Source organism: Vibrio sp. 10N.261.54.E10 (genome assembly GCF_002877735.2).
In the GTDB taxonomy this organism is placed as follows: domain Bacteria; phylum Pseudomonadota; class Gammaproteobacteria; order Enterobacterales; family Vibrionaceae; genus Vibrio; species Vibrio crassostreae_C.
This window is the reverse complement of record NZ_MCXE02000003.1, coordinates 623688-648500: the sequence shown is the minus strand read 5'-3', so window position 1 is coordinate 648500 and position 24813 is coordinate 623688. Positions and strand designations below refer to the sequence as shown.

Annotated in this window: 22 protein-coding genes; 9 read left to right on the top strand and 13 right to left on the bottom strand. The window is 39.6% G+C overall.

Features of this window, described 5'->3' with window-relative positions; all coding sequences use genetic code 11:
* The first annotated feature begins 69 nt into the window (after nt 1-69).
* Nucleotides 70-2490 carry an ATP-binding protein gene (locus BCU07_RS21910; RefSeq protein WP_017061291.1) on the top strand — a complete coding sequence of 807 codons (2421 nt, stop codon included), beginning with the start codon at nt 70-72 and terminating at the stop codon, nt 2488-2490.
* 152 nt (nt 2491-2642) lie between these two features.
* On the opposite strand, the gene groL is transcribed toward BCU07_RS21910, so the two are convergent.
* Both groL and BCU07_RS21900 read right to left on the bottom strand, forming a co-directional pair.
* Nucleotides 2643-4289 (bottom strand): chaperonin GroEL, encoded by a 1647-nt coding sequence (gene groL / locus BCU07_RS21905; protein ID WP_017061290.1) that lies wholly within the window; start codon nt 4287-4289, stop codon nt 2643-2645.
* 206 nt (nt 4290-4495) lie between these two features.
* Nucleotides 4496-4786 carry a co-chaperone GroES gene (locus tag BCU07_RS21900; protein WP_010433998.1) on the bottom strand — a complete coding sequence of 97 codons (291 nt, stop codon included), beginning with the start codon at nt 4784-4786 and terminating at the stop codon, nt 4496-4498.
* Nucleotides 4787-5004: 218 nt separating this feature from the next.
* Between BCU07_RS21900 and BCU07_RS21895 the strand changes: the two genes are divergently transcribed.
* The 3 genes from BCU07_RS21895 to BCU07_RS21885 all read left to right on the top strand — a co-directional run bounded on the left by BCU07_RS21895 (nt 5005) and on the right by BCU07_RS21885 (nt 7278).
* Nucleotides 5005-6354 (top strand): MATE family efflux transporter, encoded by a 1350-nt coding sequence (locus tag BCU07_RS21895; protein ID WP_065584506.1) that lies wholly within the window; start codon nt 5005-5007, stop codon nt 6352-6354.
* 141 nt (nt 6355-6495) lie between these two features.
* Nucleotides 6496-6981: a methylated-DNA--[protein]-cysteine S-methyltransferase gene (locus BCU07_RS21890; protein ID WP_102428023.1), complete on the top strand. Its 486-nt coding sequence runs from the start codon at nt 6496-6498 to the stop codon at nt 6979-6981.
* 108 nt (nt 6982-7089) lie between these two features.
* Entirely contained in the window at nt 7090-7278 is a 189-nt protein-coding gene (locus BCU07_RS21885) for a hypothetical protein (protein WP_017067159.1), read from the top strand.
* A 15-nt stretch (nt 7279-7293) separates the two neighbouring features.
* Here BCU07_RS21885 and BCU07_RS21880 read toward each other — a convergent pair whose 3' ends face one another.
* The 3 genes from BCU07_RS21880 to gpmM form a co-directional block, all read right to left on the bottom strand.
* A complete protein-coding gene (locus BCU07_RS21880) occupies nt 7294-7617 on the bottom strand; it encodes a nucleotidyltransferase family protein (RefSeq protein ID WP_017067158.1) in 324 nt (107 codons plus the stop codon).
* Nucleotides 7607-8053 carry an HI0074 family nucleotidyltransferase substrate-binding subunit gene (locus tag BCU07_RS21875; protein ID WP_017093683.1) on the bottom strand — a complete coding sequence of 149 codons (447 nt, stop codon included), beginning with the start codon at nt 8051-8053 and terminating at the stop codon, nt 7607-7609. Before BCU07_RS21875 ends, BCU07_RS21880 begins: the two co-directional genes overlap by 11 nt.
* A 343-nt stretch (nt 8054-8396) precedes the next feature.
* Entirely contained in the window at nt 8397-9929 is a 1533-nt protein-coding gene (gene gpmM / locus BCU07_RS21870; protein ID WP_017063155.1) for a 2,3-bisphosphoglycerate-independent phosphoglycerate mutase, read from the bottom strand.
* Between the two features lie 882 nt (nt 9930-10811).
* Between gpmM and BCU07_RS21865 the strand changes: the two genes are divergently transcribed.
* Genes BCU07_RS21865 through BCU07_RS21855 form a run of 3 tightly spaced genes read left to right on the top strand, consistent with a single transcriptional unit; the run spans nt 10812 to nt 13747 of the window.
* Nucleotides 10812-11912, top strand: coding sequence for a sugar transferase (locus BCU07_RS21865; protein WP_157939980.1), 1101 nt, complete (start codon nt 10812-10814; stop codon nt 11910-11912).
* Entirely contained in the window at nt 11912-13018 is a 1107-nt protein-coding gene (locus BCU07_RS21860; RefSeq protein WP_102428025.1) for a hypothetical protein, read from the top strand. Before BCU07_RS21865 ends, BCU07_RS21860 begins: the two co-directional genes overlap by 1 nt.
* Before the next feature lie 15 nt (nt 13019-13033).
* Nucleotides 13034-13747: a class I SAM-dependent methyltransferase gene (locus BCU07_RS21855; RefSeq protein ID WP_133154762.1), complete on the top strand. Its 714-nt coding sequence runs from the start codon at nt 13034-13036 to the stop codon at nt 13745-13747.
* On the opposite strand, the gene BCU07_RS21850 is transcribed toward BCU07_RS21855, so the two are convergent.
* The 3 genes from BCU07_RS21850 to BCU07_RS21840 all read right to left on the bottom strand — a co-directional run bounded on the left by BCU07_RS21850 (nt 13744) and on the right by BCU07_RS21840 (nt 16586).
* Entirely contained in the window at nt 13744-14979 is a 1236-nt protein-coding gene (locus BCU07_RS21850; protein ID WP_017067151.1) for a hypothetical protein, read from the bottom strand. The genes BCU07_RS21855 and BCU07_RS21850 overlap by 4 nt on opposite strands.
* Nucleotides 14979-15527 carry a sugar transferase gene (locus BCU07_RS21845; RefSeq protein WP_029235868.1) on the bottom strand — a complete coding sequence of 183 codons (549 nt, stop codon included), beginning with the start codon at nt 15525-15527 and terminating at the stop codon, nt 14979-14981. The genes BCU07_RS21850 and BCU07_RS21845 overlap by 1 nt, the downstream gene beginning before the upstream one ends.
* A gap of 114 nt (nt 15528-15641) precedes the next feature.
* The gene (locus BCU07_RS21840; protein ID WP_017067149.1) at nt 15642-16586 is read right to left on the bottom strand and encodes a UDP-glucose 4-epimerase family protein; all 945 of its coding nucleotides are present in this window, start codon (nt 16584-16586) and stop codon (nt 15642-15644) included.
* 181 nt (nt 16587-16767) lie between these two features.
* On the opposite strand from BCU07_RS21840, the gene BCU07_RS21835 reads away from it, so the two are divergent.
* Together BCU07_RS21835 and BCU07_RS21830 are read left to right on the top strand one after the other, a co-directional pair.
* Nucleotides 16768-18630, top strand: a complete 1863-nt coding sequence (locus tag BCU07_RS21835) for a polysaccharide biosynthesis protein (protein WP_102428026.1) — start codon at nt 16768-16770, stop codon at nt 18628-18630.
* Nucleotides 18631-18640: 10 nt separating this feature from the next.
* The gene (locus BCU07_RS21830) at nt 18641-19384 is read left to right on the top strand and encodes a glycosyltransferase family 2 protein (RefSeq protein ID WP_017067664.1); all 744 of its coding nucleotides are present in this window, start codon (nt 18641-18643) and stop codon (nt 19382-19384) included.
* A 43-nt stretch (nt 19385-19427) separates the two neighbouring features.
* Here BCU07_RS21830 and BCU07_RS21825 read toward each other — a convergent pair whose 3' ends face one another.
* The 5 genes from BCU07_RS21825 to BCU07_RS21805 are packed head-to-tail and all read right to left on the bottom strand — an operon-like array spanning nt 19428 to nt 24808.
* Nucleotides 19428-20312: a glycosyltransferase gene (locus BCU07_RS21825; protein WP_102428027.1), complete on the bottom strand. Its 885-nt coding sequence runs from the start codon at nt 20310-20312 to the stop codon at nt 19428-19430.
* Complete coding sequence (locus BCU07_RS21820; protein ID WP_017067578.1) at nt 20312-21853, bottom strand: N-acetylneuraminate synthase family protein; 1542 nt, start codon at nt 21851-21853, stop codon at nt 20312-20314. Before BCU07_RS21820 ends, BCU07_RS21825 begins: the two co-directional genes overlap by 1 nt.
* Before the next feature lie 2 nt (nt 21854-21855).
* Nucleotides 21856-22539, bottom strand: coding sequence for an inositol monophosphatase family protein (locus BCU07_RS21815; RefSeq protein ID WP_017067579.1), 684 nt, complete (start codon nt 22537-22539; stop codon nt 21856-21858).
* A gap of 8 nt (nt 22540-22547) precedes the next feature.
* On the bottom strand, nt 22548-23195 hold the full coding sequence (locus BCU07_RS21810) for a cytidylyltransferase domain-containing protein (RefSeq protein ID WP_017067580.1): 648 nt from the start codon (nt 23193-23195) through the stop codon (nt 22548-22550).
* Entirely contained in the window at nt 23192-24808 is a 1617-nt protein-coding gene (locus BCU07_RS21805; protein WP_102428028.1) for a polysialyltransferase family glycosyltransferase, read from the bottom strand. Before BCU07_RS21805 ends, BCU07_RS21810 begins: the two co-directional genes overlap by 4 nt.
* Between the last annotated feature and the right edge of the window lie 5 nt (nt 24809-24813).

The following is a 24813-nucleotide window of genomic DNA, read 5'->3' as shown; positions in this document are numbered from 1 at the left end:
TTCGTAAAATTCTGAAAATAAACTAAATTCTAATATAGGAATAGAACGATATGAAACAGTGGGAATAGCATGATTAAGGAACCTACGAATAAACAGACCATTAAAGCGATTATTTCGCGTGGTTTTTTGGCTATCGTGTTATTTTTAGGCCTCTATATCTATGTTAGCCATGCTCTGAAGAACAAAGAGCAGGACATGATTAATCTCCAGCTCAGTCTTTCTGAAGCTTATAGCGTTATGCTCTCTGTCAGACGACAAGAGCAGCAGTTTGTTTCCACAAGGCAACCAGAGATTCAAGAACAACTCAATATAAAGCGAAGTCAGCTGATCGAAAAGCTGGCTGAGATCGATGGGAAAATCGTACGAAGCGACCTCAATATTTCTTTTAATTATGCCAAAGTTGTCGAGTATCTCGACGAGTACCACACCGCCTTTACATTATTAGCCCTTGAGTTAGTCAGCATACATGGCAAGAGGGACCAAATTGGGCTCATTGAGAAACTAAAAAATGCAGCGTTGACACTTGAGCGCTTCGTACATGAATCCAATAATGTGCAGCTTGAAGAATTGACTTTAGAAACACAAGATCTCATGTATCAGTTCTTTACCGATTTTGATCAGACAACATTAGATAAGATTGTCGATTCATTGTTCAAAATCCAAGATGAAATAGAACAGAATTCCCGAACGATCAGTGCATTAGCTTCGTTTAATAATTTTAAACGCCACTTTTGGCGATTGCAGCGAGGGTTAAAGAGTGTCGGGTACAGCTCTGATAGCGGCCTCAAAGGAGAACTCACCAGCAGTATTTATCATGTTGAAGATGAGCTCAACTTACTTTTCACCGAAACACCCAAGCAGATCGCAGAGAGCCTGACGCAGATAAAGTCGTACAGCTACTTATCGACAGCCGCATTAGGAGGGGTGACGTTACTGGTGCTGCTTTATGTTGTGTGGCGTGCCAGTCAACTTGAAACTCAATTGATTGTTTCACAAGAGAAAGCACGACAAGCAAACCGTGCAAAAAGTGCCTTTCTTGCCAATATGTCTCATGAGATACGGACACCGCTTAATGGCGTGATTGGTATGTCAGAAATACTGGCAGAAACCAAACTATCCGCAGAACAGAAAGACTGCCTTGGGACTATCTATACCTCTTCTCAAACCTTACTTATGTTGATCAACGATGTTCTCGATCTGTCCAAAATTGAATCGGGTAAACTGGAAATTAATCCACATACGACAGACTTAAGAGAGCTGCTGTTTGATAGCGTTACTCTGATTTCTTCTAAAGCTTATCAAAAGCAGATTAAGTTGGAAGTTGAAATTGATGGCGAGCTCCCAGAGTACATTCATGTTGATGGGAATAAAATTCGCCAAGTGTTGATGAATTTAGCCTCAAATGCGATCAAATTTACAGAACAAGGCTCTATCGTATTCACCGCTAAACGGCTTCCATCATTGGAAACAGAGTGTGTGGTCGAGTTTTCTGTTCGAGATACGGGTATTGGTATCGCAGCAGACCAACAAGAGCACATTTTCAAAGCGTTTTGCCAAGAAGATACCAACATCACCTCCAATATTGCGGGGACCGGATTAGGGCTTAGTATTTCGTCACGTATGGTGGAAATGATGGGAGGCTCGATAAACGTTGAGTCAGAGAAAGACGTGGGCAGTTGCTTTCATTTCCAATTAACCGTAGTGCCATCAGATCATTCTGAACATAAAAATCGTAAACAAACCGTTGTCTATTATTCAGATGCGCCATCGAAACTTTTACTCGATGACTTGTTCCGCCTTGGTTACTCACCACAACTAAAATCAATCGAAACAAACTTGGCGGCAACTGACCTCCCAGAGATCGCTTTGATGGAAGATATTAACCAAGCCAAAACACTGCATCGCTTAGCACCAGAGGTGAAAATCATCATAGTGAAAGATAATCTTAGTGATCCTATGAGTGAGTGTCATTTTATCTCAGGCTATGTGACTCTTCCTATGCTCGGTTCCCGCTTAAGTAGCATGTTGAACTCCGTGCTTGAAAGGTCACAGCCACAACCCCCTCAACATCAACCTGAGCCGATAGAAGCGACTGTACGTCAAAAAGTCCTCGTAGTTGAAGATAACCGCGTAAACCAGAAGGTGGTATGTATCAATTTAGATAAGTTAGGGATTGAATATTGGGTTGCCAATGATGGACAAGAAGCGATTGATTTATATAAAGAGCATCATCAAGACATCGGCCTTATCTTGATGGACTGCATGATGCCGAATGTAGATGGCTTTGAGGCAACAGAGCGAATCAGGCGCTATGAAGAAAACCTGCAACTTCAGGCAACACATATCCTCGCTTTAACGGCATCCGTGCTCGATGATGATATTAAACGTTGCTTCGAGTGTGGAATGAACGATTATCTTCCAAAACCATTTAAGCGTGACATGATGCTGCAAAAAATTGATGAACAACAGTTTACGCACAAGGCAGGCTGACCAAGGAGCTTTGGAAAAAAGGGTGATGGTGAAGCTGAAATACAGATACGGGATGCGAATAAATAAGGCTTAAGAGCAAAAAAACGGAGACCGAAGTCTCCGTTTTCTAAAGCTTATGTGTGACTTTCTCTGCTATAGAGAAAGGGGGATGATTACATCATGCCGCCCATGCCACCCATACCGCCCATGCCACCCATATCAGGCATTGCAGGGCCAGAATCTTGTGGCTTATCAGTGATCATCGCTTCTGTTGTGATCATAAGACCAGCAACTGACGCTGCGAACTGAAGTGCAGAGCGAGTTACCTTAGTTGGATCTAGGATACCCATTGCAATCATGTCGCCGTATTCGCCAGTCGCCGCGTTGTAACCGTAGTTACCTTCGCCAGCACGAACGTTGTTAGCAACAACAGATTCTTCATCACCTGCGTTCTTAGTGATTTGACGGATAGGCGCTTCCATTGCACGTAGTGCAACACGGATACCGACGTTTTGCTCTTCGTTGTCACCTTCAAGGCCAGCAACTTTAGATGCAGCGCGGATAAGTGCAACACCACCACCAGCAACCACACCTTCTTCAACTGCAGCGCGAGTTGCATGAAGTGCATCTTCTACGCGGTCTTTCTTCTCTTTCATCTCAACTTCAGTTGCAGCGCCCACTTTGATTACTGCAACACCGCCAGCTAGCTTAGCTACGCGCTCTTGAAGTTTCTCTTTGTCGTAGTCAGACGTTGCATCTTCGATTTGTTGACGGATTTGAGAAACACGACCTTGGATCATTGTTTCTTCGCCCGCGCCATCGATGATGGTTGAGTTTTCTTTAGTGATAGTTACACGCTTAGCTTGACCTAGGTCTTCTAGCGTTACTTTCTCTAGGTCTAGGCCGATCTCTTCAGAGATAACCGTACCGCCCGTTAGGATAGCGATGTCTTGCAGCATAGACTTACGACGGTCACCGAAACCAGGCGCTTTAACAGCAGCCACTTTAACGATGCCACGCATGTTGTTCACAACTAGAGTTGCAAGCGCTTCGCCTTCTACATCTTCAGCGATGATAAGAAGTGGACGAGATGCCTTAGCAACTGCTTCTAGAGTCGGAAGAAGTTCACGGATGTTCGAAACTTTCTTGTCGATAAGAAGAATGAATGGGCTTTCTAGATCAACAGAACCCGCTTCTTGGTTGTTGATGAAGTAAGGAGATAGGTAACCACGGTCGAACTGCATACCTTCAACTACGTCTAGCTCGTCTTGTAGAGCCTGACCTTCTTCAACCGTGATTACGCCATCACGACCTACTTTTTCCATCGCTTCAGCAATGATGTTACCTACTGTCGAATCAGAGTTCGCAGAGATAGTACCTACTTGCGCGATAGCTTTTGTATCTGCGCATGGAACAGAAAGGCCTTTTAGCTCTTCAACTGCAGCGATAACTGCTTTGTCGATACCGCGCTTAAGATCCATTGGATTCATGCCAGCAGCAACGGCTTTTAAGCCTTCAGTGATGATTGCTTGAGCAAGAACTGTTGCTGTAGTCGTACCGTCGCCCGCCGCGTCATTCGCTTGCGAAGCCACTTCTTTAACCATTTGCGCGCCCATGTTTTGGAACTTGTCTTCAAGTTCGATTTCACGTGCAACTGAAACACCATCTTTAGTGATCGTTGGTGCGCCAAATGATTTGTCTAGAACAACGTTACGGCCTTTAGGACCTAGCGTTACTTTTACTGCGTCAGCCAGAACGTTTACACCTTCTAGCATTTTAATACGTGCGTCATTACCAAATTTAACGTCTTTAGCAGCCATCTTAATTTCCTTTCAAATTCTTTGTTTCGGGGCGTCTCAGCGTTATCGCGTCATTCTGAACAGTGAGGGACGAACGTGATTCAGAATCTACTCAAATCGCACTCTGTTTAGATTCCAGATAATTCGTTCCTCATTTCTGGAATGACGATATGAATCATCCAATACTGGCTCTGATAACTTTTACTGAGAGTTAAATGAAAAATAGATTACTCGACGATCGCCATGATGTCGTTTTCAGACATAATCAGAACTTCTTTGCCGTCGATTTTTTCAGTTTTCGTGCCGTAACCTTCAGCAAAGATAACGGTATCGCCAACTTTTACGTCCAACGGTTGCACTGAACCGTTTTCTAGAATGCGGCCTTTGCCAACAGCTAGAATGATACCGCGAGTCGATTTTTCTGCGGCAGAACCAGTTAGAACGATGCCACCAGCAGATTTAGATTCAACTTCTTGGCGCTCAACGATAACTCGGTCATGTAGAGGACGGATATTCATCGGTCTTATCTCCTGATAATTTCCATTTAAATTTTGATAGTTGCCACGATTAGCGTGGGTCAAACAATATGTTGGGGGCGATGTGAAAGATCCCAAGGGGGGAACGAAAAAATTGTGAGCTAAAGTGCAGATTCTCACCCCTCATCTTTCCCTGCTTTTCGTTTACTCGTATCCCGCATCTGTTTATCCTACGCTTTTGGTTTCTACCGGCGTTTTGCATGCAAGATAAGCACGGGCTATTAACTGCCCCAATTGAGAGTACATTGCGTACCATGACCATACCGACCATATTCGGTATGGTGGCGATCTTGATGTTTAACCTCGTCGATACTTTCTTCATCTCATTGCTTGGCACCCAAGCCTTAGCCGCGGTGAGTTTTACCTTTCCAGTCACCTTTGCCATCAACTGCATCACCATGGGGATTGGTATTGGCTTATCGACATGTATCGGTCGATTGCTTGGCCAAGGCAGCGCACAAAATGCAGCACGCTTTACCTGTCATGGCTTATTGCTGGCTCTGCTTCTGGTCGGCTGCGCGTCTACATTAGGTATTATCGCCTTAGAACCTATGTTTACCCTGCTAGGAGCAAAGCAAGAGTTGTTGCCGCTGATATCGGAATACATGTCGGTGTGGTATCTCGCGATCCCATTTTTGGTCATCCCCATGGCAGGCAACAGCGCCATTCGTGCCAGCGGCGATACTAAAACACCCGCCAAGATTATGCTACTGGCTGGCCTTATCAATGGCGTTTTAGATCCGCTACTCATCTTCGGGTATGGGCCTTTTCCTGAACTGGGGATTCAAGGCGCTGCGATTGCCAGTGGTTTCAGTTGGTTTGGTGCTTTGTGTGGCTCACTCTACGTATTGATGGTGCGAGAAAAACTGCTTGCGCCGCCTAAGCTGACAAACATCGTCAGTGACTGGCGACAGATCTTAAAAATAGGCACCCCAGCGGCTTTGTCTAACGCTCTGAACCCACTTGCCGGCGCTATCATCATGATGATGCTGGCCAAACAAGGGACTGAAGCCGTGGCGGCGTATGGCGCAGCGCAACGTATCGAGTCCATTCTTATCATTGTGTTGATGTCTCTTACTTCGGCGCTTACGCCTTTCATGGCGCAGAACTTTGGCGCAAACAACCCACAACGCAGTTTTAAGGCACTGTTTCTGAGTATGCGTTTTGCTGTGATGTTCCAAGGTTTGATTTTCTTAATGATGGTGCCGTTGAGCATTCCTTTGGCTGCCCTGTTCTCTCAAGAAGAATCCGTCCGAGGCATATTGTGGCATTACCTGTTAGTCGTGCCCTTTAGCTATGGATTCCAAGGCATTGTGATGATGCTGATCAGTGGGATGAATGCGATGCATCAACCACTCAAAGCCTTTCAATGGAGCTTCATGCGTTTGTTTGTCTTTACCTTGCCATTCGCTTGGATAGGCAGCCAAATTGATGGTGTCGAAGGGCTGTTTATAGGCTTAGCCTTGGGGAACATTGTCGGCGGTATTTCAGGGTACTTGTTTGCGCTTCGTGTAAGGGGTAAAGCAGATGCGGGATACGAAAAGATATAAGAGCAGATACGGGATGCGAAAAGATATAAGAGCAGATACGAGATGCGAGTAACCGTGATGCGAAAAGATTTAAGAGCTTAAGAGCAGTTACGAGATTCGAAGAGCTTGAGAGCAGAAAAAGACTAAAAAAAGGAAGATGACATGGAAGATACCACTTACAAAGTGCTTTATGACGCGCCGATTGGCAAGATGATCATTGTTAGCAATGGTGTGTCGCTTATTGAAATTGACCATGTAAATCACGAAGAGCTAATGATTAGCAATCCAGATGACCTTTGCCAACTGGCAGCGAAACAGTTAGATGAGTACTTCGCAGGTCATCGAATAGAATTCGATTTGCCATTAAGAGCGATAAAAAGCACTGAGTTTCAAAAAGTAGCTTGGCAGGCTTTAACAACCATTCCTTATGGCGAAACCATCAGTTACGGTGAGCAAGCAAAGAGAATGGACAACCCAAAAGCCGTAAGAGCAGTGGGTGGTGCGAACGGCAAGAACCCATTTAGTATTGTTGTACCTTGCCATCGAGTCATCGGCGCAAATGGCACATTAACCGGCTACACCGGTGGTATGAACCGTAAAGAGTGGTTGTTAGATTTTGAGCGTTCGATCTTAAATAAAAAGAAGTAAACCTTATCTCACTAGATCAATAATATAAAATTTCGCCATCAAGAAGCGCCATTATCACCAGACAACATATAGTCTATATTTAAAATTTCATACAAAGAGGTGATGGTAATGTCCACTGATACGATTGAATCTTATGAAGATCGAAAGCGTAGAGATGGAGCTATAGCGCCAATGAAACTATTATCGTTTTCTATTGATGATAAAAAACATGACCGAGTCAATTCAGGTACTCAGATTCGAGATAAACTGGCAAAACGTAAACAATCGGTTCAAGAATCAACATCACCGTTACGCTGATAATAATACGTTCGGTTACTTTAGTTTAATCCCATAAGTGTCAATATGGGCAAGTAGCTCATTCGATGTAATTCTATGTTTAACGAGCAAGTCAACCTTGAACGGAAGTGACGATTGTTCTAAACGATCTTGCAAGCCTGCGACGACACTTAACGAAATCCCATGCCCCTCGATAACAATATCGATGTCGGAGTTATCTTTATAAGTTCCAAGGGCTCTAGAACCGAATACCCAGGCATGAATGACTGCGGCATGACTCAAAACAATATCCTCAATCAACTGATACTGATGAGGCTTAAGGCCGACCGAGTCTGGTTTAACCAAATAACTATCGATCACATTTAACCTCTTGTTCGCATTGACCCTCTTGATCACATTTAAGCTTTAAATAGAGTGTGACTTGCCCTATCACTGGTGAAAATGACTCTAAGATCAGTGACTGAGCTTCAAGGACATTTTCCTCATCATAGGTGTGGGACAATAAATTTCGTTTTATGAGTGCTTCAAGCATAATCTCACACTGCTCCGAAGACAGGTGCTTAGCCTCTAAGGCCGTACGAAAAACGCTCCTCGGCGAAGCCACATCAAACCCTTCAAACTCAAGTAAGTCTTTAAGGGTCTTCCATGTCAGTTCGAAAGAAAATTCAAAAGTTTGTACTAACCCAGCGAGCTCTAACTCATTGTAGCTATCTTGTGAGCACGCTCTCTCAAGCCTTTGCTGCGCTTTCATTAAGTTTTGCAGTCGTTGCTTCCAACGGTCTGGGTTTGAGTTCATATAAACAGCCTAAATATAAGGTAAAAGACAAGTATAGTATGAGCCTTAAGCTACCTAATCATTCAAGAAATGTCACTCTTTCGATATTCATCAAGACTGTTCTTTTCGTCTTTTGTTTAAGGTCGTGCCCTTATGTTCTCCCCTGCATGTTTTTCTTACCCAATACCTGTCCTTAAGCTCTTCGCTACTCGTTTACCCGTATCTCACATCACGCATCCGTTCTTAAGCTCTTCTCATCTCGCTTACTCGTATCTCACATCTATAAAAAAGCCCGCACTTTTAAGTGCGGGCTTTCAAAATCGTTAAAGCTCAACGTGAACCGCTGAGCCAAACAACTATTTAATTACTTAACGATCACATCACCTGACATTTCTGCCGGGATTGCGATACCAGATAAAGAAAGCATCGTTGGTGCTAAGTCAGACAGTTTACCGCCCTCTTTGAACTCAACGTCTTTGTTACCTACGTAGATAAGCGGCACTGGTAAGTTAGTATGTGCAGTGTGGATGCCACCCGTTTCTGGGTTAACCATCATTTCTGCGTTACCGTGGTCTGCGGTGATAAGCAGTTGGCCGTCAGCTTCTTTGATTGCTTCAACCACTTTACCAAGACATTCGTCTAGCGACTCTACGGCTTTAACTGCTGCATCGTAAACGCCAGTGTGGCCAACCATGTCACAGTTAGGGAAGTTACAAACGATCGCGTCGTATTTGCCGCCTTTGATTGCTGCAACTAGCTTTTCAGTTAGCTCTGGTGCGCTCATTTCTGGCTGTAGGTCGTACGTTGCTACTTTTGGAGAAGCAACAAGCTGGCGCTCTTCGCCTTCAAACTCGTCTTCTTTACCACCGTTGAAGAAGAACGTCACGTGCGCGTATTTCTCTGTTTCAGAGATACGTAGCTGTGTTTTACCTTCCTTCGATAGCCATTCACCGTAAGTGTTCTCTAGAGAAGCCGGTGGGAATGCACATAGAAGTGGAATGTCTGCCGCGTATTGAGTCAGCATTACGAAATCGATCGCTGGGAATACGTTACGAGCAAAACCGTCGAAATCAGGAACGAATGCACGTGTAATTTCACGAGCACGGTCAGCACGGTAGTTCATGAAGATTACCGCATCGCCATCAACGATAGCGGCAGACTCTTCGCCTTCTGCTTTGATTTCCGTCGCTTTAACGAACTCATCGTTTTCGTCACGAGCGTAAGCCGCTTCTAGGCCAGCTACTGCAGTGTCGAATGTGAACTCTGCTTTTGCTTGAGTCAGCAGGTCGTAAGATTCTTGAACGCGATCCCAGTTGTTATCACGGTCCATTGCGTAGTAACGACCAATAAGCGAAGCCACACGGCCTTTACCTAGCTTAGCGAACAGTTCTTGGAAGCGTGCTAGTGTGTTTTCTGCGCTGCGTGGCGGCGTATCACGGCCGTCTAGGAATGCATGCAGGTAGATTTTCTCTGCGCCACGCTCTGCTGCCATTTCAACAGCTGCGTAGATGTGATCTTCATGAGAGTGAACGCCACCTGGAGACATAAGGCCCATGATGTGAACCGCTTTCTCAGCTTTCACCGCTTTATCGATAGCGTTCACTAGCGTTTCAGTTTGGCCGAATTCGCCATCTGAAATTGACTTAGTGATACGAGTAAGATCTTGGTATACCACGCGACCCGCACCAATGTTGGTGTGACCCACTTCAGAGTTACCCATTTGGCCATCAGGTAGGCCTACATCTAAGCCAGAAGCCGAGATTAGCGTGTTAGGTTGGTTAGCAATAAGACCGTCTAAAACTGGAGTCTTAGCGTTCGCGATAGCGTTGTCTTGGTTGTCTTCACGGTAACCGTAACCGTCAAGGATCACTAGAGCCATTGGCTTCTTAGCTGACATAGGACTGACCTCGTTCAATTCAAAATAAATCGGTATAAAAACAAATTAGCGTAATTTTACTACAGTTTACAGTCAAAACTGTAGCGGAAGATCAAGAAAGGGCGCAGGTAGGATGATCGAATATGAAAAAAAGCGTCATTTGATGGTGACCAATGCTTTATTTCCAAATTAAAGTTTTTATAAATAATTCCGCAGAGGCTAAGTATTCGGTGATCGCTAATCCATCAGGCCAGCTTGCTTAAAGCTTTGTTTATCGGATAAGTCTAACAAACTTGAGTGTTGTTGCTTCTTAAATTCACGCATCAGCACGTAAGGTTCTAACTCTTCATACAACGCTATCTAAAAGAGAATACTTATGATCGAAGCACCCTTTTTACCAATGCTAGTTTGAAGCATATAAATTCTGACAACTAACACCTAGCTCCCGATGATAACCAATTCCCAGAATGCTGGCCTCCATTATCGGAACTAGTAACAATGCACGCTTGGTTAATGAGCTAGTTCGCATGAGTCAAACTAGATCCGCAATGGTTGTGTTGTTGTCATTGTTAGCATGCTCCTTCACCAATCCAAACGTCAGTGACCCAGGATTTACTAAGTTTGGTCATTAATCTAGATCTTGGAATGAAAGCTGAGTAAAACAGGTCGAAAATTGAGATTAAGCTCCCTAAATTTAGGAAAAACCTGCACCTTATAACCTCGCAGCTAACCTAAAATTTTGATACACTCCACCACAGGAAATACAATATACGAATTACTATGAAGCTTTATACGATCCAACATTCATTGGCACTTCTTAGCATTCAATTAATCATAACAAGTTGGTGTCTATTCACATACTCTCATTTACCAAACACTGTTCTTAATTCTATGGTTTTGGTTATGTTTGTATTTTTATTAACTACTTATACTCTTCCATCAAAAAATAGACTATTTTCAAATAAACAGCATGAGTTCATTATTACACTGATAAGTAGTTATGGCGTTTCAGCTCTATTTATTACACTCATCCGAATAGATTACTCTCGTCCTGCTTTGCTTATAGGGGCTGCCTTAACCTTTATTTGGATTCTCATCTATTATCGTTTACATAAAAAACAAAAAATTACACTATATTCTCTTGCTGGGTCAGTAGATAATGTTGACTCACGTTATAAAAACATTACCGTATATCAGTATCAAAAAGACATATCACTACATCAAATCAAAAAAAACTCCGATGGACTGGTTACTAATCTCCATGAAATACACTCAAGAGATACAGCTCAATTCCTTGCAGATTGTGCTCTTGCTCAAATACCCGTTTATCATTCAGAAGTGATTACTGAGCGATTAAATAAACAAGTATCAACTACTCATTTATCCGAAACCACCTTACAATCTCTCATCCCAAACTCTAGATACTTAAAAATAAAGTCGGTACTAGAAGCAACTCTTATCTTACTATTTTTGCCTATAACTCTTATTTTATGCTCTATTATTTCAGCTCTACTTTATATACAAGATCCAGGAAAAGTAATATACACCCAAACTCGAGTTGGCAAAAATGGCACAACATTTACTCTGTATAAATTCAGAACCATGTACAATTTAGCATCAATCAAAAGTACACAATTTGCTACTCAAGAAAAACATCGAATTCATTTTATTGGTGCTTGGTTAAGAAAATTTAGATTGGATGAAATACCGCAGTTTTATAATGTATTAAAGGGAGATATGTCCCTAATTGGCCCTCGACCTGAGCAACCTGAATTTGTTAAGTCCTACAAACAGAAAATCCCATTTTACAACTATCGCCACACGGTAAAGCCAGGAGTCACCGGCTGGGCACAGATAAATCAAGGATATACCGACAATTCAGAATCAACGCAGACAAAGCTAGGTTATGATCTCTATTATATTAAGCACTACAGCTTCGAGTTAGATTTAACTATCGCAATAAAAACGGTTAGGACCTTACTAACAACTGATGGGTCTGCGTAATGAAGCAAAAAAAAGTAGTACATATACTCATTGACAATGCCACTCGACTTGAATTTTTCCAACGAGTCCTTAAGAATGAAAATACTACACCCTCTTATGTACTTCATTCGAACATCTATACCTATACGCTAGCAAAAACAAAAAAGTATCCTGGCAGCCATATTTTACTTAGACAAAGTAAAGTTAAGAAAAACACAGTGCAGTCAAGCATTGAAGAGATTAAGGGACAAAGAGAATATCAATATGGTATTAACCGAAGTAACTTTAAAAAATTAGTAGAACCAAATGATGAACTATGGGTATTCTCAGGGTTTCAATACGTCGCTTTAGAAATAAAGACTACACATCATAATATTCGTTACTTTGAAATAGCTAATTTCCCGAATAAATACCAGTCAAGTTATACAGGGGTAAATGCGGATGCAGATCATCATCATAAAATAGAAGAATTACGAAGAACTCGTACTGTGATGCCTAGAGAAATAGAACTGCTAAAAAAACGATTACTAACTTTTCGTCCACCACACGTTGACTCATCAATATTAAGCAAAGCTCTAGAACAGTTTGTGAACCTGATAGGCTTTTATTGTCTAAAAACAACAGCACCTCATTCATCGCCCTTGCAGCAATTAAAAACAGCAATAGAGATCTATCGAGTTAGAAAGGTAATTCATAGCCATAAGAGCTTACAACGCCCAAGTAACTTCAATTTATTCATAGGTCAAGTAGCACAAGATTCACAAACTCTATTTCAATCTAATACAAATGCCATTGACTCAATTAAAAAAGCACGCCAAGACTCAGAATCAAAAGGACTCCCCCTTATCGTTCGGCTTCACCCTGGAGAAAAACAACTTTGCGTAATACAGGAACAAATCCATTTTTGTAAACAAGAAGGCATCCTCATTTGCAACCAAGGAGCTTTACTTGAAAGCGTTCTTCAAAGTGAGCATATATATACAATAAACTCCACTGGAGGGTTACATTCTTTACTCCTTGAAAAACCAGTAACCCTTTATGGAAACTGTTTTTATCAAGACTGGAAAGCCAGTGATGTTGTCCTTTATCACCAACATTTACTTCAAGAATTACAACCTCCTAACTAATAAAAGGAAACAATAGTGAACATAATAACTACATCCACTAAAGTTGGGGATAATGCTCAACTTTCATTTAAAAAAGTGGCGGTACTAGATATCCGACGACACTCAATCCCGGAACTATGTGAAGATAAGCGAGTTTTAGTGGTTGGCTGTGTAGATATGATTGATATGCTCTCTATGCAAAAGTACATAGAACAAGGAGAACATCAATTCCACAATATTTCCCAGAAAGCCAGCTATACGGCAGGACTTGATATCAATGAAAAGGGCGTTAAATTACTGCAAGAAAAAGGATACCATGTTGATCATTGCGACATATTCAACGGTCAAAGTAAGTATCTAGAGGAAGAGTATGATTATGTCGTTTTGTCTCATGTTTTAGAGCATATGATTGATTTAACGGGCTTCATAAACAAAGTAATGAACACTGTAAAAACCAAACAAGTTATTTTTGCGGTACCAAATGCATACAATATAAAACATGCGCTCCCCGCTCTATTACTACAAAGAGAAAAAGTCAGTAATGACCACTATTACACTTTTACACCAATCACCTTTGTAAAGCTTATCAAAGGATTGAACTTTGAAGTAAAAGCACTATATTTTGATCAAGATAGAAGAATAAAATCAGGTAAAAAACACCGAGTATTGGGAACCTTATGGTCAATAGTAAAGTCAAAACTATTCACACACAGCGGTGATATTGTTTTAATTGCTCAATATAAGAATTAACTTTTCTGTACGCTCCTTTGAAAATTACATGAAAAGTAAGCCGTGAATAAAGTATAAATAGTTTTTCCTCCAATCGAGGTTAACACAGCCCCCCATACTCCATAGTTAATAGTTAACACAGCGAGTAAAACAAAAACGACTAGTGCTGACATAATTGTTGAAATAGTAATATAGCCTAATTTATTTTGGGCTATTAAAAAGCTTTCAGTCCACCCCAAAAAAGCTGCAGGAATCAGCAATAGTGAGCTATAAATCAATAATTCATGAAAAGATACATACTCCTCCCCAAACATCCTCATAATATCTTCACTGGAAACAAATATAATCATTACACCAAACAGCATGGTAACGACAGGAAAGAATGCCCCCACATAACCCAACTTCAATACTGCTTTTGAATCTTTAAGACTCACCGCTTTAGTAAAACGAGGTAAGAGTAATATTCTTGCTCCAACAACTACAAAGAACAAAACATTCATTAAACGAGCAGTAACTCCCATCACTGCAATACTCTTATCATCTAACCAAAATGAAGATAAAGGCAGCACCAGATGTGTAACCGCAAGACCAAGAACCATAATCGACAGGTATGGCAATGTGCTTTTGAATGTCTTATTTAACTCAGCAACTGATATTCGACTAAACCCTATATCACCCATTTTAATCAAATAACCTAGCGCAATAACTAGCGTCAAAAAGACACTAAAAGAATACAATTTAATAAGAGAATATTTAGGTACACTCAGAACTAAAACAACAAATATAAAAGGTTGTAAAACAAATTGAAAAAACGCCCCCAAAGGAGCTTTATTATGACCTTGAAATATAGTCATCGTTAAAAAAAACAATGACATTGCGTATATTTCAAATAAACCTAGTTCAACAGTTAAGTCAAGCAACCTAACTAACACCCCAAAATACAATCCAAAACAGATCAATGCACCCAATAAGGAAAGCAAAAAAGCAGCAGAAATAGCGCAGTATTTTTCTTTTAAGTCATAACTGGCGGCAATATTCTTTACGAGTAATCGCCCCCCTCCCAATGTAGCCAATTGTGATACAAAAACAAGAATACCGAGAGAAATAAAATATTGCCCAATAATCTCTGGTTGATATAAGCGAACCAGTAATAAGTTAACTAGTAAAGCCCCGATTGCCCCTGTAACCTTAAGAGAACCAAGTTGAACCCCCTGCTTAATTAATCCGCTCGACTTACCTAGGCTATTCCTCACTACACCCTATCTCCAGAACCCTTGCCTGAAACTGTCTGTATAATATAAAGAAAATAGAGTTTTACTGATAACTTTTGAATCATCTTTTTATCCCACTCCGCCAGCAACTTAGGTGTCGACATATCGATATCATTAATTTGAGCTAAACCCGTTACACCAGGCCTAACAGAGAGAACCCCTCTTGACTCCCTCTCATCGATCAGTTCTTTTTGGTTGAACAAACATGGCCTTGGACCGACTAAGCTCATTTCACCTTTAAGTACGTTGTACAGCTGAGGCAGCTCATCAAGCTTGGTCTTACGCAGGAATCCACCGAGCTTAGTCACAGAACTCGCTCCAACTAGATGAGTCGCAACAGATTTTGTTTCCACTGGCATGGTGCGAAATTTTACTAAAGTGAATGGTTTTTTGTTGCGCCCTACTCGTGTTTGAAAAAAGACAGGCGACCCCGTATCAAAGTAACCAAGGATACAAATCACGAGAAATACTGGCCATAGAAACAACAGGCCAAAGAAAGCAAAAGTAAAATCTAACAAACGAATCAAAATATGTGTCCTATCAAATTCGGATTGAAAACGTGGGGGCACTATAAGCACCACTAATCAATAAAGGATACCTGAAGAATTTATGGATAAGAAAGCCATAAACTACCTAAAAACGCATCAATGCGACTTCAAGTAAGCTTCTACGGTTCTTTTGATCCCTTGCTCAAAACTTACAGGGGGTTTCCATCCCAAGGTCTCTTTCGTCAAACCTATCTCAACCTGGAGGTTGCCACAGATCCTTTGAGCTATGTGCTTCTTTTTTAAAGCTGACGATCCAGCTTGTATCCAAGACATTGGGATTGGAATTAATCGCGGTGATTTCCCCATAGTATGAGCGATGGTTTGCATCAATTGAGTTGTCGATACATCCTGATCATCAGAAGCTAAGAAGGTATAGCCCGGAGCTGAAGGGTGCTCGCAACAAGTTAGTATCAAATCGGACAAATTATCCAAATAAACCAAGCTTCTCTGGTTCTTTATAGCACCAAACGGTAACGGAATGCCTTTATCAATCAAACGCATCATAGATAAGAAATTTGCTTTGACGCCAGGCCCATAAACTAATGGAGGCCTGATGATAACCACTTCTAGCCCTGTATCTTTTGAAAGCTTAGCCAGCTCAACTTCAGCTTCATACTTGCTCAAGCCATAAGGGTCTTGCGGAGTATTCTTTAAATTCGGCTCAAAGGGTAAATTTGGCTCACTAAATTCACCGTTAACTTTAATAGAGCTGACAAATACAAACCTTTTAACGCCCGCTTCAGCGGCTTGCTTCGCTAGGTTCAAAGTGCCAAGGGTGTTGATATCTCGATAGGCAGTTAAAGCACCTTGCGCACTCTCATTCATTTGATGCACTCGAGCAGCACAATGAACAACACAATCCACACCTTCGAATGCACTAGACCAATCGGTAGAAGCATCAATGGAAGGGATAAGCAAGCTATTAGTTAGTGGCTCTATTTGCTTACGCACAACCGGAATGACTGCCCAGTCACGCTCTCTAGCTAACTCAACAATTCTAGAACCTACAAAACCAGTGCTACCTGTGACTAGGATATTCATAACAAAGCGACCTCAACCGAACAAATGACGAGCAAATAACGAGCAAGCATAGCAATAAAACAATAGAGTACCGCATAACCATCAATTTAAACTAGCGTACCGCACTTAAGAGCATTAAAATACCTTCTAAAAAACTATAAATATTAAATTTGATATACTCAGTCGCATACTAAGGGACGCAATGATCAGGCCACTACAGCAACTATTAAATGCCAAGCGCAAAAATAAGCGTTTTATCAGTATTGGCTATGATATTTTCGCTATCATTATCTCCCTCTATCTAGCTATCGCCTTAAGGCTTGGAAATGCCTTTTTTGAAGTCGAAATTGAAGAACTAATTACACTATTTGCGACGGTATCAATCACAATTTATAGTTTTGTTAAATTAGGAATGTACCGAGCGGTCTTGCGTTATATGATGCTACCAGCCGTGGGCAACATTTTCTTTGGCGTTATAATTTCAACCCTCGCTTTAATAATGAGTGGCTTTTTTTTCCACTCATTCATACCTAGAAGTGTTCCGTTTATATATGCTGGTTTAGCAACCCTGACGTTAGGTGGCCCCAGAATACTCATCCGTTCAATTTATTATCACTGGTTTAAACGCCAGAAACCCAATGTCTTTATTTATGGCGCAGGAGCGACTGGTCGTGACTTAACGTATGCTCTGATTCAGGGAGACGAATACAATCCAGTCGTATTACTTGATGATGATCCAACAAAATCAGGTCAAATATTATTTGGACTTAAAGTCCATCACCCAAGTGAATTTGAACACCTCCAATCACTTTATCAACCCGTAAAACTACTTTTAGCAATTAATGGGATTAATAAAGGGGAGCGTTTGAGATTGGTTGAAAAATTGTCACATTGGCCAATCGCAGTGCAATCCGTTCCATCAGTAGAAGATATTGCGGCAGGAAAAGCTACAGCAACTGACGTAAAAGACTTAGACGTTGCAGATCTACTCGGAAGAGCTGCAGTGGACCCTGACAAGGCACTTCTAGCACAAAACATTTTTAATAAGAATGTGATGGTTACTGGCGCCGGAGGATCTATCGGCTCTGAGTTATGTCGCCAAATCATGTCACAAAAACCCAAAACACTCGTTTTGTTTGAGCTAAATGAATACAACCTTTACAAAATCGATCAAGAACTAAATTCGACTAAAATCAACTTAAAAAGCGAGACTCGAATAGTCGCAGCTCTAGGCTCCGTTCAGAGACAAAACCGCTTAGAAAAACTGATGATAGCTCACGGAATTGAAACGGTTTACCATGCTGCAGCTTATAAACATGTCCCTTTAGTTGAAGATAATATTGTTGAAGGTGTTCGCAACAATGTGTTTGGGACACTTGCTTGCGCTGAAGCTGCAATCCAAACAGGTGTAAAGAACTTTACTCTCATCTCAACAGATAAAGCAGTAAGACCAACTAACGTAATGGGCGCGACCAAGCGTATGGCTGAGTTGGTTCTTCAAGCGTTGGCAGATAAGCAAGACACCACCAATTTCACAATGGTACGCTTTGGCAATGTTTTAGGATCTTCAGGATCCGTTGTTCCACTGTTTAAAAAGCAAATTAAGTGTGGTGGTCCGGTAACCGTAACTCACCCAGATATCATTCGCTACTTTATGCTAATTCCTGAAGCCGCTCAGCTTGTTATCCAAGCTGGTGCAATGGGCCACAACGGACAAGTCTTTGTTCTTGATATGGGCGAACCGGTTAAGATTCTAGACTTGGCAAAACGTATGATTCATTTGATGGGCATGCAAGAAAACATTGAAGGAGCCTCCCAAGAAGGTGACATTAGTATAAAGTTCACTGGATTACGTCCTGGAGAAAAACTCTATGAAGAGTTGCTGATAGGGGACAACGTTGAAGGGAGTGGGCATAAAAAGATTATGACAGCAAAAGAACAAATGTTAAATTGGAACGAAATGCACCCTCTCCTAAGCCGACTAGATGCATGCTGCCATAACTTCGATGAAGAATGTATAATGAAAATTTTGCTCGACTCACCAACCGGGTATAAACCAAAATAGAGGCTTTTAAATGGCATTATATATATCAGTTGTAAATCATATGCACGATAACATGATCTGTTCAAGCTCAACTCTTAAAAGCTTTGCTAAAGAACATACAGTCATTATCAAATCAAACACTACTGCAACTGAGGTTTTAAAAGAATACTGCCTTGACTCAAATATTATTTTAATACAAGGAGTTGATACAAAAGGGTTTGCTGAAAATAACAATGAAACATTTCATTATGCAGAGCAAGAGCTAGGGATGAAAGAAAATGACCATTTTTTAGTACTTAACCCAGATGTGGAAATCATAAGCACCGTTATCAATGAACTTCTTAATCAAGTCACTAAAAATGCAGTCCCTATTTCAACGATAAACTTATTTAAAAATAGACAAATGACTGAATTCGATAACTCAATTCGGAAATTTCCATCACTAGCAAATCCTATTAAAAGTATTTTAGGAATAAAACGGACAGATTATTATGACAAAAGTGAAATTACATCACCAATAAAAATAGACTGGGCGGCCGGTTCCTTTCTATTATTCCAGTACAAAACTTTCAAGCAGTTACAAGGCTTTGATGAGAAATACTTTATGTACTTTGAAGATGTTGACATTTGCAGAAGAGCAAAAGAAGCTAATATAAATATAATTTACTACCCTCAATTTAAAGGGTTGCATTTAGCACGACATTCAAACCGAAATTTATTTTCGAAAACATTTTTATACTACATCAAGAGTACTATAACTTATTTTTTTCAATAAAAAGTTAACTTCATACATCAGTCACATATTTTACATTATCAATTCAACCTAACCGTGAATTTAAATAAGAAAAGAATGAAACTGTTTTGATTATTATAATTTTAACAAAGCTAACACCTCTGATTTTCAACCTTCTAAGGTGAACTTTATCGCTACTTGAGTAATATATTTCATTCACTTTATATGTTTGATATAAAACTTTATATAAAACAATTAAGTAATCCAACCTAAATCTATCTTTAAGTGTTCGTCTATTAGCCCCAACCAAGTTATTCTCATGTTGTCTATATAGTAATGTAGGCTCATTGATATAAGTATATTCGCCAAAAAACCTTGCTAAAACCGCTATCCACCAATCATGCATCGGAATATTTTTATTATCAACATATGAGCTAGATTCCAAAACAATATCGGCCAAAGTTGAATTAATCGCCATACTTGCGCCTTGGACGCAATTTTTAACTAATATTGTATCATCTTCAATAACAAGGTGAGGTAAATCTAGATACCGAATAAAACTATCAGATAAATTTGTTAAGTCTTCACTCACTACCTTAGCATCAGAGAATACTAACTTTGCTTCTTTGGTATGTTCAAACTCTTTAGCAAATAGCTCAACTTTATTAGGTAACCATGTATCATCTTGATCACTGAAAAATATTACATCTTCTTTCACATAATTGAGTGCCGAAAGAAAGTTCTCAATAACTCCCTTTCGAGGCCCTTGATGGGCCTCGAAAGATGGTGCCTGAGGATCAGTGAACAACTCAGATATAAATTTACAATTTGACTCAAATGCTTCTTCTGGCGAATCATCGAAAAAATAAATAGTATCAACTTTTTTACGCTGATTGCTTATACTTCGCACTTGCTCCTCGAGCATAGAATAATGAGGCTTGTAAATACATATAATTACACCAATTTTCATTATTTGGATATCTTATACTTGTGGTGTTCACTTTCAAGAACTGACTTTTTATTAGAGCCCGTACATACCTCAGCTAACCTAATGTCACTGACAAAACTCTTAAAATTATCAGTTAGCATATCAATAGCCACATTGTCAAAGTGAGCCCATGGGGTATTGCCATACTTAACATGCTTTTCAACCATTACGGCACCTGCAGCTACAGCTAATTGGCAGCAGAGTGAGCCAATATCGTGACTTGAGTAGCCAGGAAGAACATTGGTATAGGTAGAAGCAAGTTCACTATAATGCCTAACAACACCAACATTTGCATCTTCATTAGCAGTAGGGTAAGAAGAGACGCATTGTAATAAGTACAATTCCTTACAATTAGAAAACTGATTCAGAATATACTCTTCGTATGCAGTATCTGTCATTCCAGTAGAAATAACGACAGCTCCTTTGTACTCTTTAGCAACCAGTTCTAATAAATCTTTGTGCTCAGAAATTGTTGAAGGAAGTTTCAACATGTAAGGGTTGAATTGCTTCATGAAATGATATGACTCAATATCTAAGACAGATACAAACCATTTTATACCGTATTCTTTACACCATTGATCAACTTTCATAAAAGCATCAGCGTCGAGTTCTAAGCCCCTTCTGTAATCCCCAAACGTGTCTCCAAATGGGGATGAATAAGGCTTAGCAAGTTCTTCTGGTGAATAAAATGTAGATACATTACGTTTTTGCAATTTTATACAATCAGCACCAGATTCCGACGCAGAAATAATCATTTTCTTTAATAAGTCTAAATCGCCGAAATGGTTTGTAGTAATCTCTGCAATCACTTGAACATTAAATTCTCTATCTGGTACTTTATATTCTGAGGTATCGCGAACATTTAACATACCTTTAGAGAAGTTTTTCTTGTTAAACAATTCTGGGGTTGAAGAACTAAAAGAACAGTAGCCAATGTGTACTATTTCTATGGATAGATGCTTCTTCGCCTCTAAAATAAGTTCTAGATAAGCCTTCTGATTATTTAACAAACTTTCTATAAAGTTATCTTCACCAAAAGCTATACGACCTTCTGTATATTTAGAATATCCGGAAGTCAGAGTGAAATCAAACCCAAGCAAATAAACAGGGATTTTGGTTCTGGTATAATCTGAAATTAGATTACACAATTTCAGAGCAGAAATAATAGTAGCATCTTCTAAGTAAAAGTCCGCATCAAAAAACCGCTCTTGTATTGGAGCAAGATGTTCAGGGCCTTCATATAGGTGCTCAACTTTTAGACTATTAGTATTATCAGCAGGTAAAGAAGTCACATATAGTGGACACTTCCCCCCTTGTTCTGATAAAAATTCCTCAACCCATTTATAATGGTAGATACCAATATCTCCAGGGTAGATAGTTTCTGAGTCGTTAATATTTATAACAAAGAATTCAGCTAGTTTATCTAACTCGATAGAGTCTAAAGATGAACCTTTTCCTATAACTGCAATTTTAGTCTTGCCAGATTTTTCAAAACTACTAAATACGGGGTCAAGTAATAACATAATTAATCGCTCTCTATCACTATCTTATACTTTTGCGTAGGAAACAGTAGTTGACCTTGGTATGGTTTCCCGTCGACAAGTACTTTTTTGTTATTCTCTAATGCTAGGTTCAAGCCAGGTAAAATATCCCAGCAGTTAACGCCTTTTACATTTTCAAAACGTTTGTAAGCCCCTCGGACAGCGTTAAGAGTATTGTACATAGAACACCCTATGATCCTATACTCAAAGCCCTCTTCCAAGTTAACGAGGTCAGACTTAGTCAGCGAGGAAGACAAACCAACAATTCTTGATTCATATTGAATTTGCTTTTCACCCGACAAAGCATAGTCGTCAAGCTCTGGAAGATAGATCAAAGATTCAACATGTTCGCCATCAGTAAAGACTGAAATACCCACGCCCCATTCTTTTAAACCACTGACAAAGTTTTCAGTCCCATCAATTGGGTCTAAAACAACATAAGAACCATTCTCATTCCATTCAAATTCTTCGTAAGCTCCAGAGCAATGCATTTCTTCAGATATTAGAGTATGTCCTGGATAGTGTTCAGTCACAAAGTCATTAACCAAACTTTCAACAAGCAAATCACCCTTAGATACGAAGCTCCCATCGTCTTTCATTTCCTTGAGTTGTCTCAAACTCAAAATTGTGCCCAAGTTATCTTTAATAATATTAATCAATAATTTCATAGTAAGCCTTAGAGAACTTTTGATATTGCGTTTGCGATTATGAAATCTATTTCCTCATTTATATCTATAGATTCAATCTTATCGACTGGAATCAAAGTCGGTCGGTCACCAATTCTTCGTTCCGCTTGTACAACTTCTTTTTTATATACATACAATCCAGTTGTTTCAATATAAAACGCTTCTAGATCTTGAGTTCTAGGGATTGTTTTTTTGTCATAATTTGAAGGTCCTCTGTTATCCAACCAAAGAAACTCATTTTTTTCTTCTACAGTTAAAGCAGAGTCAAACTCTCCAGTAGCAACTGCGTTAACAGCTTTTTCAATAGATTCACGCTTTATAAACGGAGCCGTAGCATGCGCAAGTACATAAATATCAGAGTCAACGTCTCTCGAAAAAGAGCTCATAACGTCATTAATTAACGTTGTATCTTGATCAAGAGATTCCGATCTTTTTAGAAAATGAACTCCTTCAGGTAAATACTCTATAATCTCTTCACTACTACAATAAACATAAATTTCATCTAAGCAGGCTGACTTTGTTAAAGTTTCTAAAATATAGCTAATTAATGGCTTACCGTTATCTAGCTTTTTTATGTTTTTCCCTTGGAAACGTTGATTATTTAACTTGACTGGTACAAATGCAACGACCTTGCTCATATGATTTCCTTATTTTTTAACTTAGAAATTAGTTTTTCCTGTTCTAATATTCTGGCCTCTAGTGAGCGGACTAACGCTCGATTAAATCTCTTAGAAAGATATTGATCATCAATATTATACGAAACTCTTATTTGCTCGTTACTATTAGAAAAATATTTCTCTAGCTCGAACTTGAGAAGTTCTTCATTTGATTTTTTATTACGAGACATTACAAAAACATCCTCTTCTGAAATAGTTATTGAACCATCATTTTTTTGCTTAGCAGCTTGTATAACCTGATGATATAAGTAGAAGTCAGTACTGTCTACATTCGGTAAAAATGTCATATCACTCTTTTCAGAATTAAGTATGAATATGTTGTCCACATACTTAAGTCTTTCTATTTGTGTGAAATATTCTGATGCATCTTCAACAGATTCCAAAACTAGACTACCACGATAAGAGGCGTGCACTGAATCGATGCTTTCACAAATGTCGATATCAAGACCGAAATATTGATTAAAGTTAAGGATTTGCTTACATTTGGTATTAACAAAAACAATTTTATCAGCTGAAATAAACTTAAGCATGGATAAAGTAACAAACAACCTATGCATTCCGGTATATGCTATATGAATGTCATCATCAAAAACTAAACTCTTTCCTATTATGTTTGATAAAGCATGAATACCTGTTGAGGAAGCAGTTAACCCTTGGTCAAAATTCTTCGGAATTATAAACCTAAGCAATTCCGACGGTACTTTCTTATCGATGACTATTGCATTATCGAACCAATCATCATAATTGGGGTGAAAGTCGAATGGATGAGGTTTTATATATAGTTGGTTCCCATCAGAAAAATAGTCCACTAGTAAGGTAAATAAATTTTTCTGTTCTTCCATTGACAATAAATTCAGATTGACAAAGTTCTGGGTTAGGAACAAGGTTGATGTTTCCCCTTCATCCACCTCTTGCTTATGAGCACCGAAGACGGAGAGAATAAGTTCAACATCAACAAGAGACAGTTCATCAAGTACTTTCTCCAAATTAAAGTCAACAAGATTCTTGTACTCATCTTCATTATTTTTATTATTCGGCTGCGAGTTCGTATCCAAATAAATATTCTCAACCAAAGGGTTTCGCCCTATTAACCCTAACTTTATTGTCAATCTATATATATAATCATCCGTGGACTTGAGCATATCAAGCGCTCTATCGTACCTAAAAAACATTCCAGCGCCATCTTCAAGAAAACTATATGGAATATCATTAAGCTTGAGTAAAATACCAAGAGGCCAATGATCAAGGTAAGTATAATATTTATGTCCAGTAGCGAATTCGATTGGATAAATACTCGGAGCATTAGTCCGAAAACTTGATAAGCTAGATTTTAGATCATCATAATCTGCTTCATCAGGTGTAATAGTTCTATTCAAATAAGACTTAGCTAAATTATCATCTACAGCATGAACCTCTTTAAAGATGCCCGTTTTTTCTAAGTTATAGCATATAGAATCATGATAATAGTTAACTTTCGAAACCAAAATAACAGCTTGATCATCATAATGATATTTTAGTTTATGAGAAATACAACCCAAAACCTGATAAGAGCTTAGTGCATAGTAATATATCATATTAA

What these genes read in the sequence shown, in the direction of transcription:
- BCU07_RS21910 (WP_017061291.1), top strand. Translation starts at nt 70, where the DNA reads ATGATTAAGGAACCTACGAATAAACAGACCATTAAAGCGATTATTTCG.
- groL (WP_017061290.1), bottom strand. Translation starts at nt 4,289, where the DNA reads ATGGCTGCTAAAGACGTTAAATTTGGTAATGACGCACGTATTAAAATG.
- BCU07_RS21900 (WP_010433998.1), bottom strand. Translation starts at nt 4,786, where the DNA reads ATGAATATCCGTCCTCTACATGACCGAGTTATCGTTGAGCGCCAAGAA.
- BCU07_RS21895 (WP_065584506.1), top strand. Translation starts at nt 5,005, where the DNA reads ATGCAAGATAAGCACGGGCTATTAACTGCCCCAATTGAGAGTACATTG.
- BCU07_RS21890 (WP_102428023.1), top strand. Translation starts at nt 6,496, where the DNA reads ATGGAAGATACCACTTACAAAGTGCTTTATGACGCGCCGATTGGCAAG.
- BCU07_RS21885 (WP_017067159.1), top strand. Translation starts at nt 7,090, where the DNA reads ATGTCCACTGATACGATTGAATCTTATGAAGATCGAAAGCGTAGAGAT.
- BCU07_RS21875 (WP_017093683.1), bottom strand. Translation starts at nt 8,053, where the DNA reads ATGAACTCAAACCCAGACCGTTGGAAGCAACGACTGCAAAACTTAATG.
- gpmM (WP_017063155.1), bottom strand. Translation starts at nt 9,929, where the DNA reads ATGTCAGCTAAGAAGCCAATGGCTCTAGTGATCCTTGACGGTTACGGT.
- BCU07_RS21865 (WP_157939980.1), top strand. Translation starts at nt 10,812, where the DNA reads ATGTTTGTATTTTTATTAACTACTTATACTCTTCCATCAAAAAATAGA.
- BCU07_RS21860 (WP_102428025.1), top strand. Translation starts at nt 11,912, where the DNA reads ATGAAGCAAAAAAAAGTAGTACATATACTCATTGACAATGCCACTCGA.
- BCU07_RS21840 (WP_017067149.1), bottom strand. Translation starts at nt 16,586, where the DNA reads ATGAATATCCTAGTCACAGGTAGCACTGGTTTTGTAGGTTCTAGAATT.
- BCU07_RS21835 (WP_102428026.1), top strand. Translation starts at nt 16,768, where the DNA reads ATGATCAGGCCACTACAGCAACTATTAAATGCCAAGCGCAAAAATAAG.
- BCU07_RS21830 (WP_017067664.1), top strand. Translation starts at nt 18,641, where the DNA reads ATGGCATTATATATATCAGTTGTAAATCATATGCACGATAACATGATC.
- BCU07_RS21825 (WP_102428027.1), bottom strand. Translation starts at nt 20,312, where the DNA reads ATGAAAATTGGTGTAATTATATGTATTTACAAGCCTCATTATTCTATG.
- BCU07_RS21820 (WP_017067578.1), bottom strand. Translation starts at nt 21,853, where the DNA reads ATGTTATTACTTGACCCCGTATTTAGTAGTTTTGAAAAATCTGGCAAG.
- BCU07_RS21815 (WP_017067579.1), bottom strand. Translation starts at nt 22,539, where the DNA reads ATGAAATTATTGATTAATATTATTAAAGATAACTTGGGCACAATTTTG.
- BCU07_RS21810 (WP_017067580.1), bottom strand. Translation starts at nt 23,195, where the DNA reads ATGAGCAAGGTCGTTGCATTTGTACCAGTCAAGTTAAATAATCAACGT.
- BCU07_RS21805 (WP_102428028.1), bottom strand. Translation starts at nt 24,808, where the DNA reads ATGATATATTACTATGCACTAAGCTCTTATCAGGTTTTGGGTTGTATT.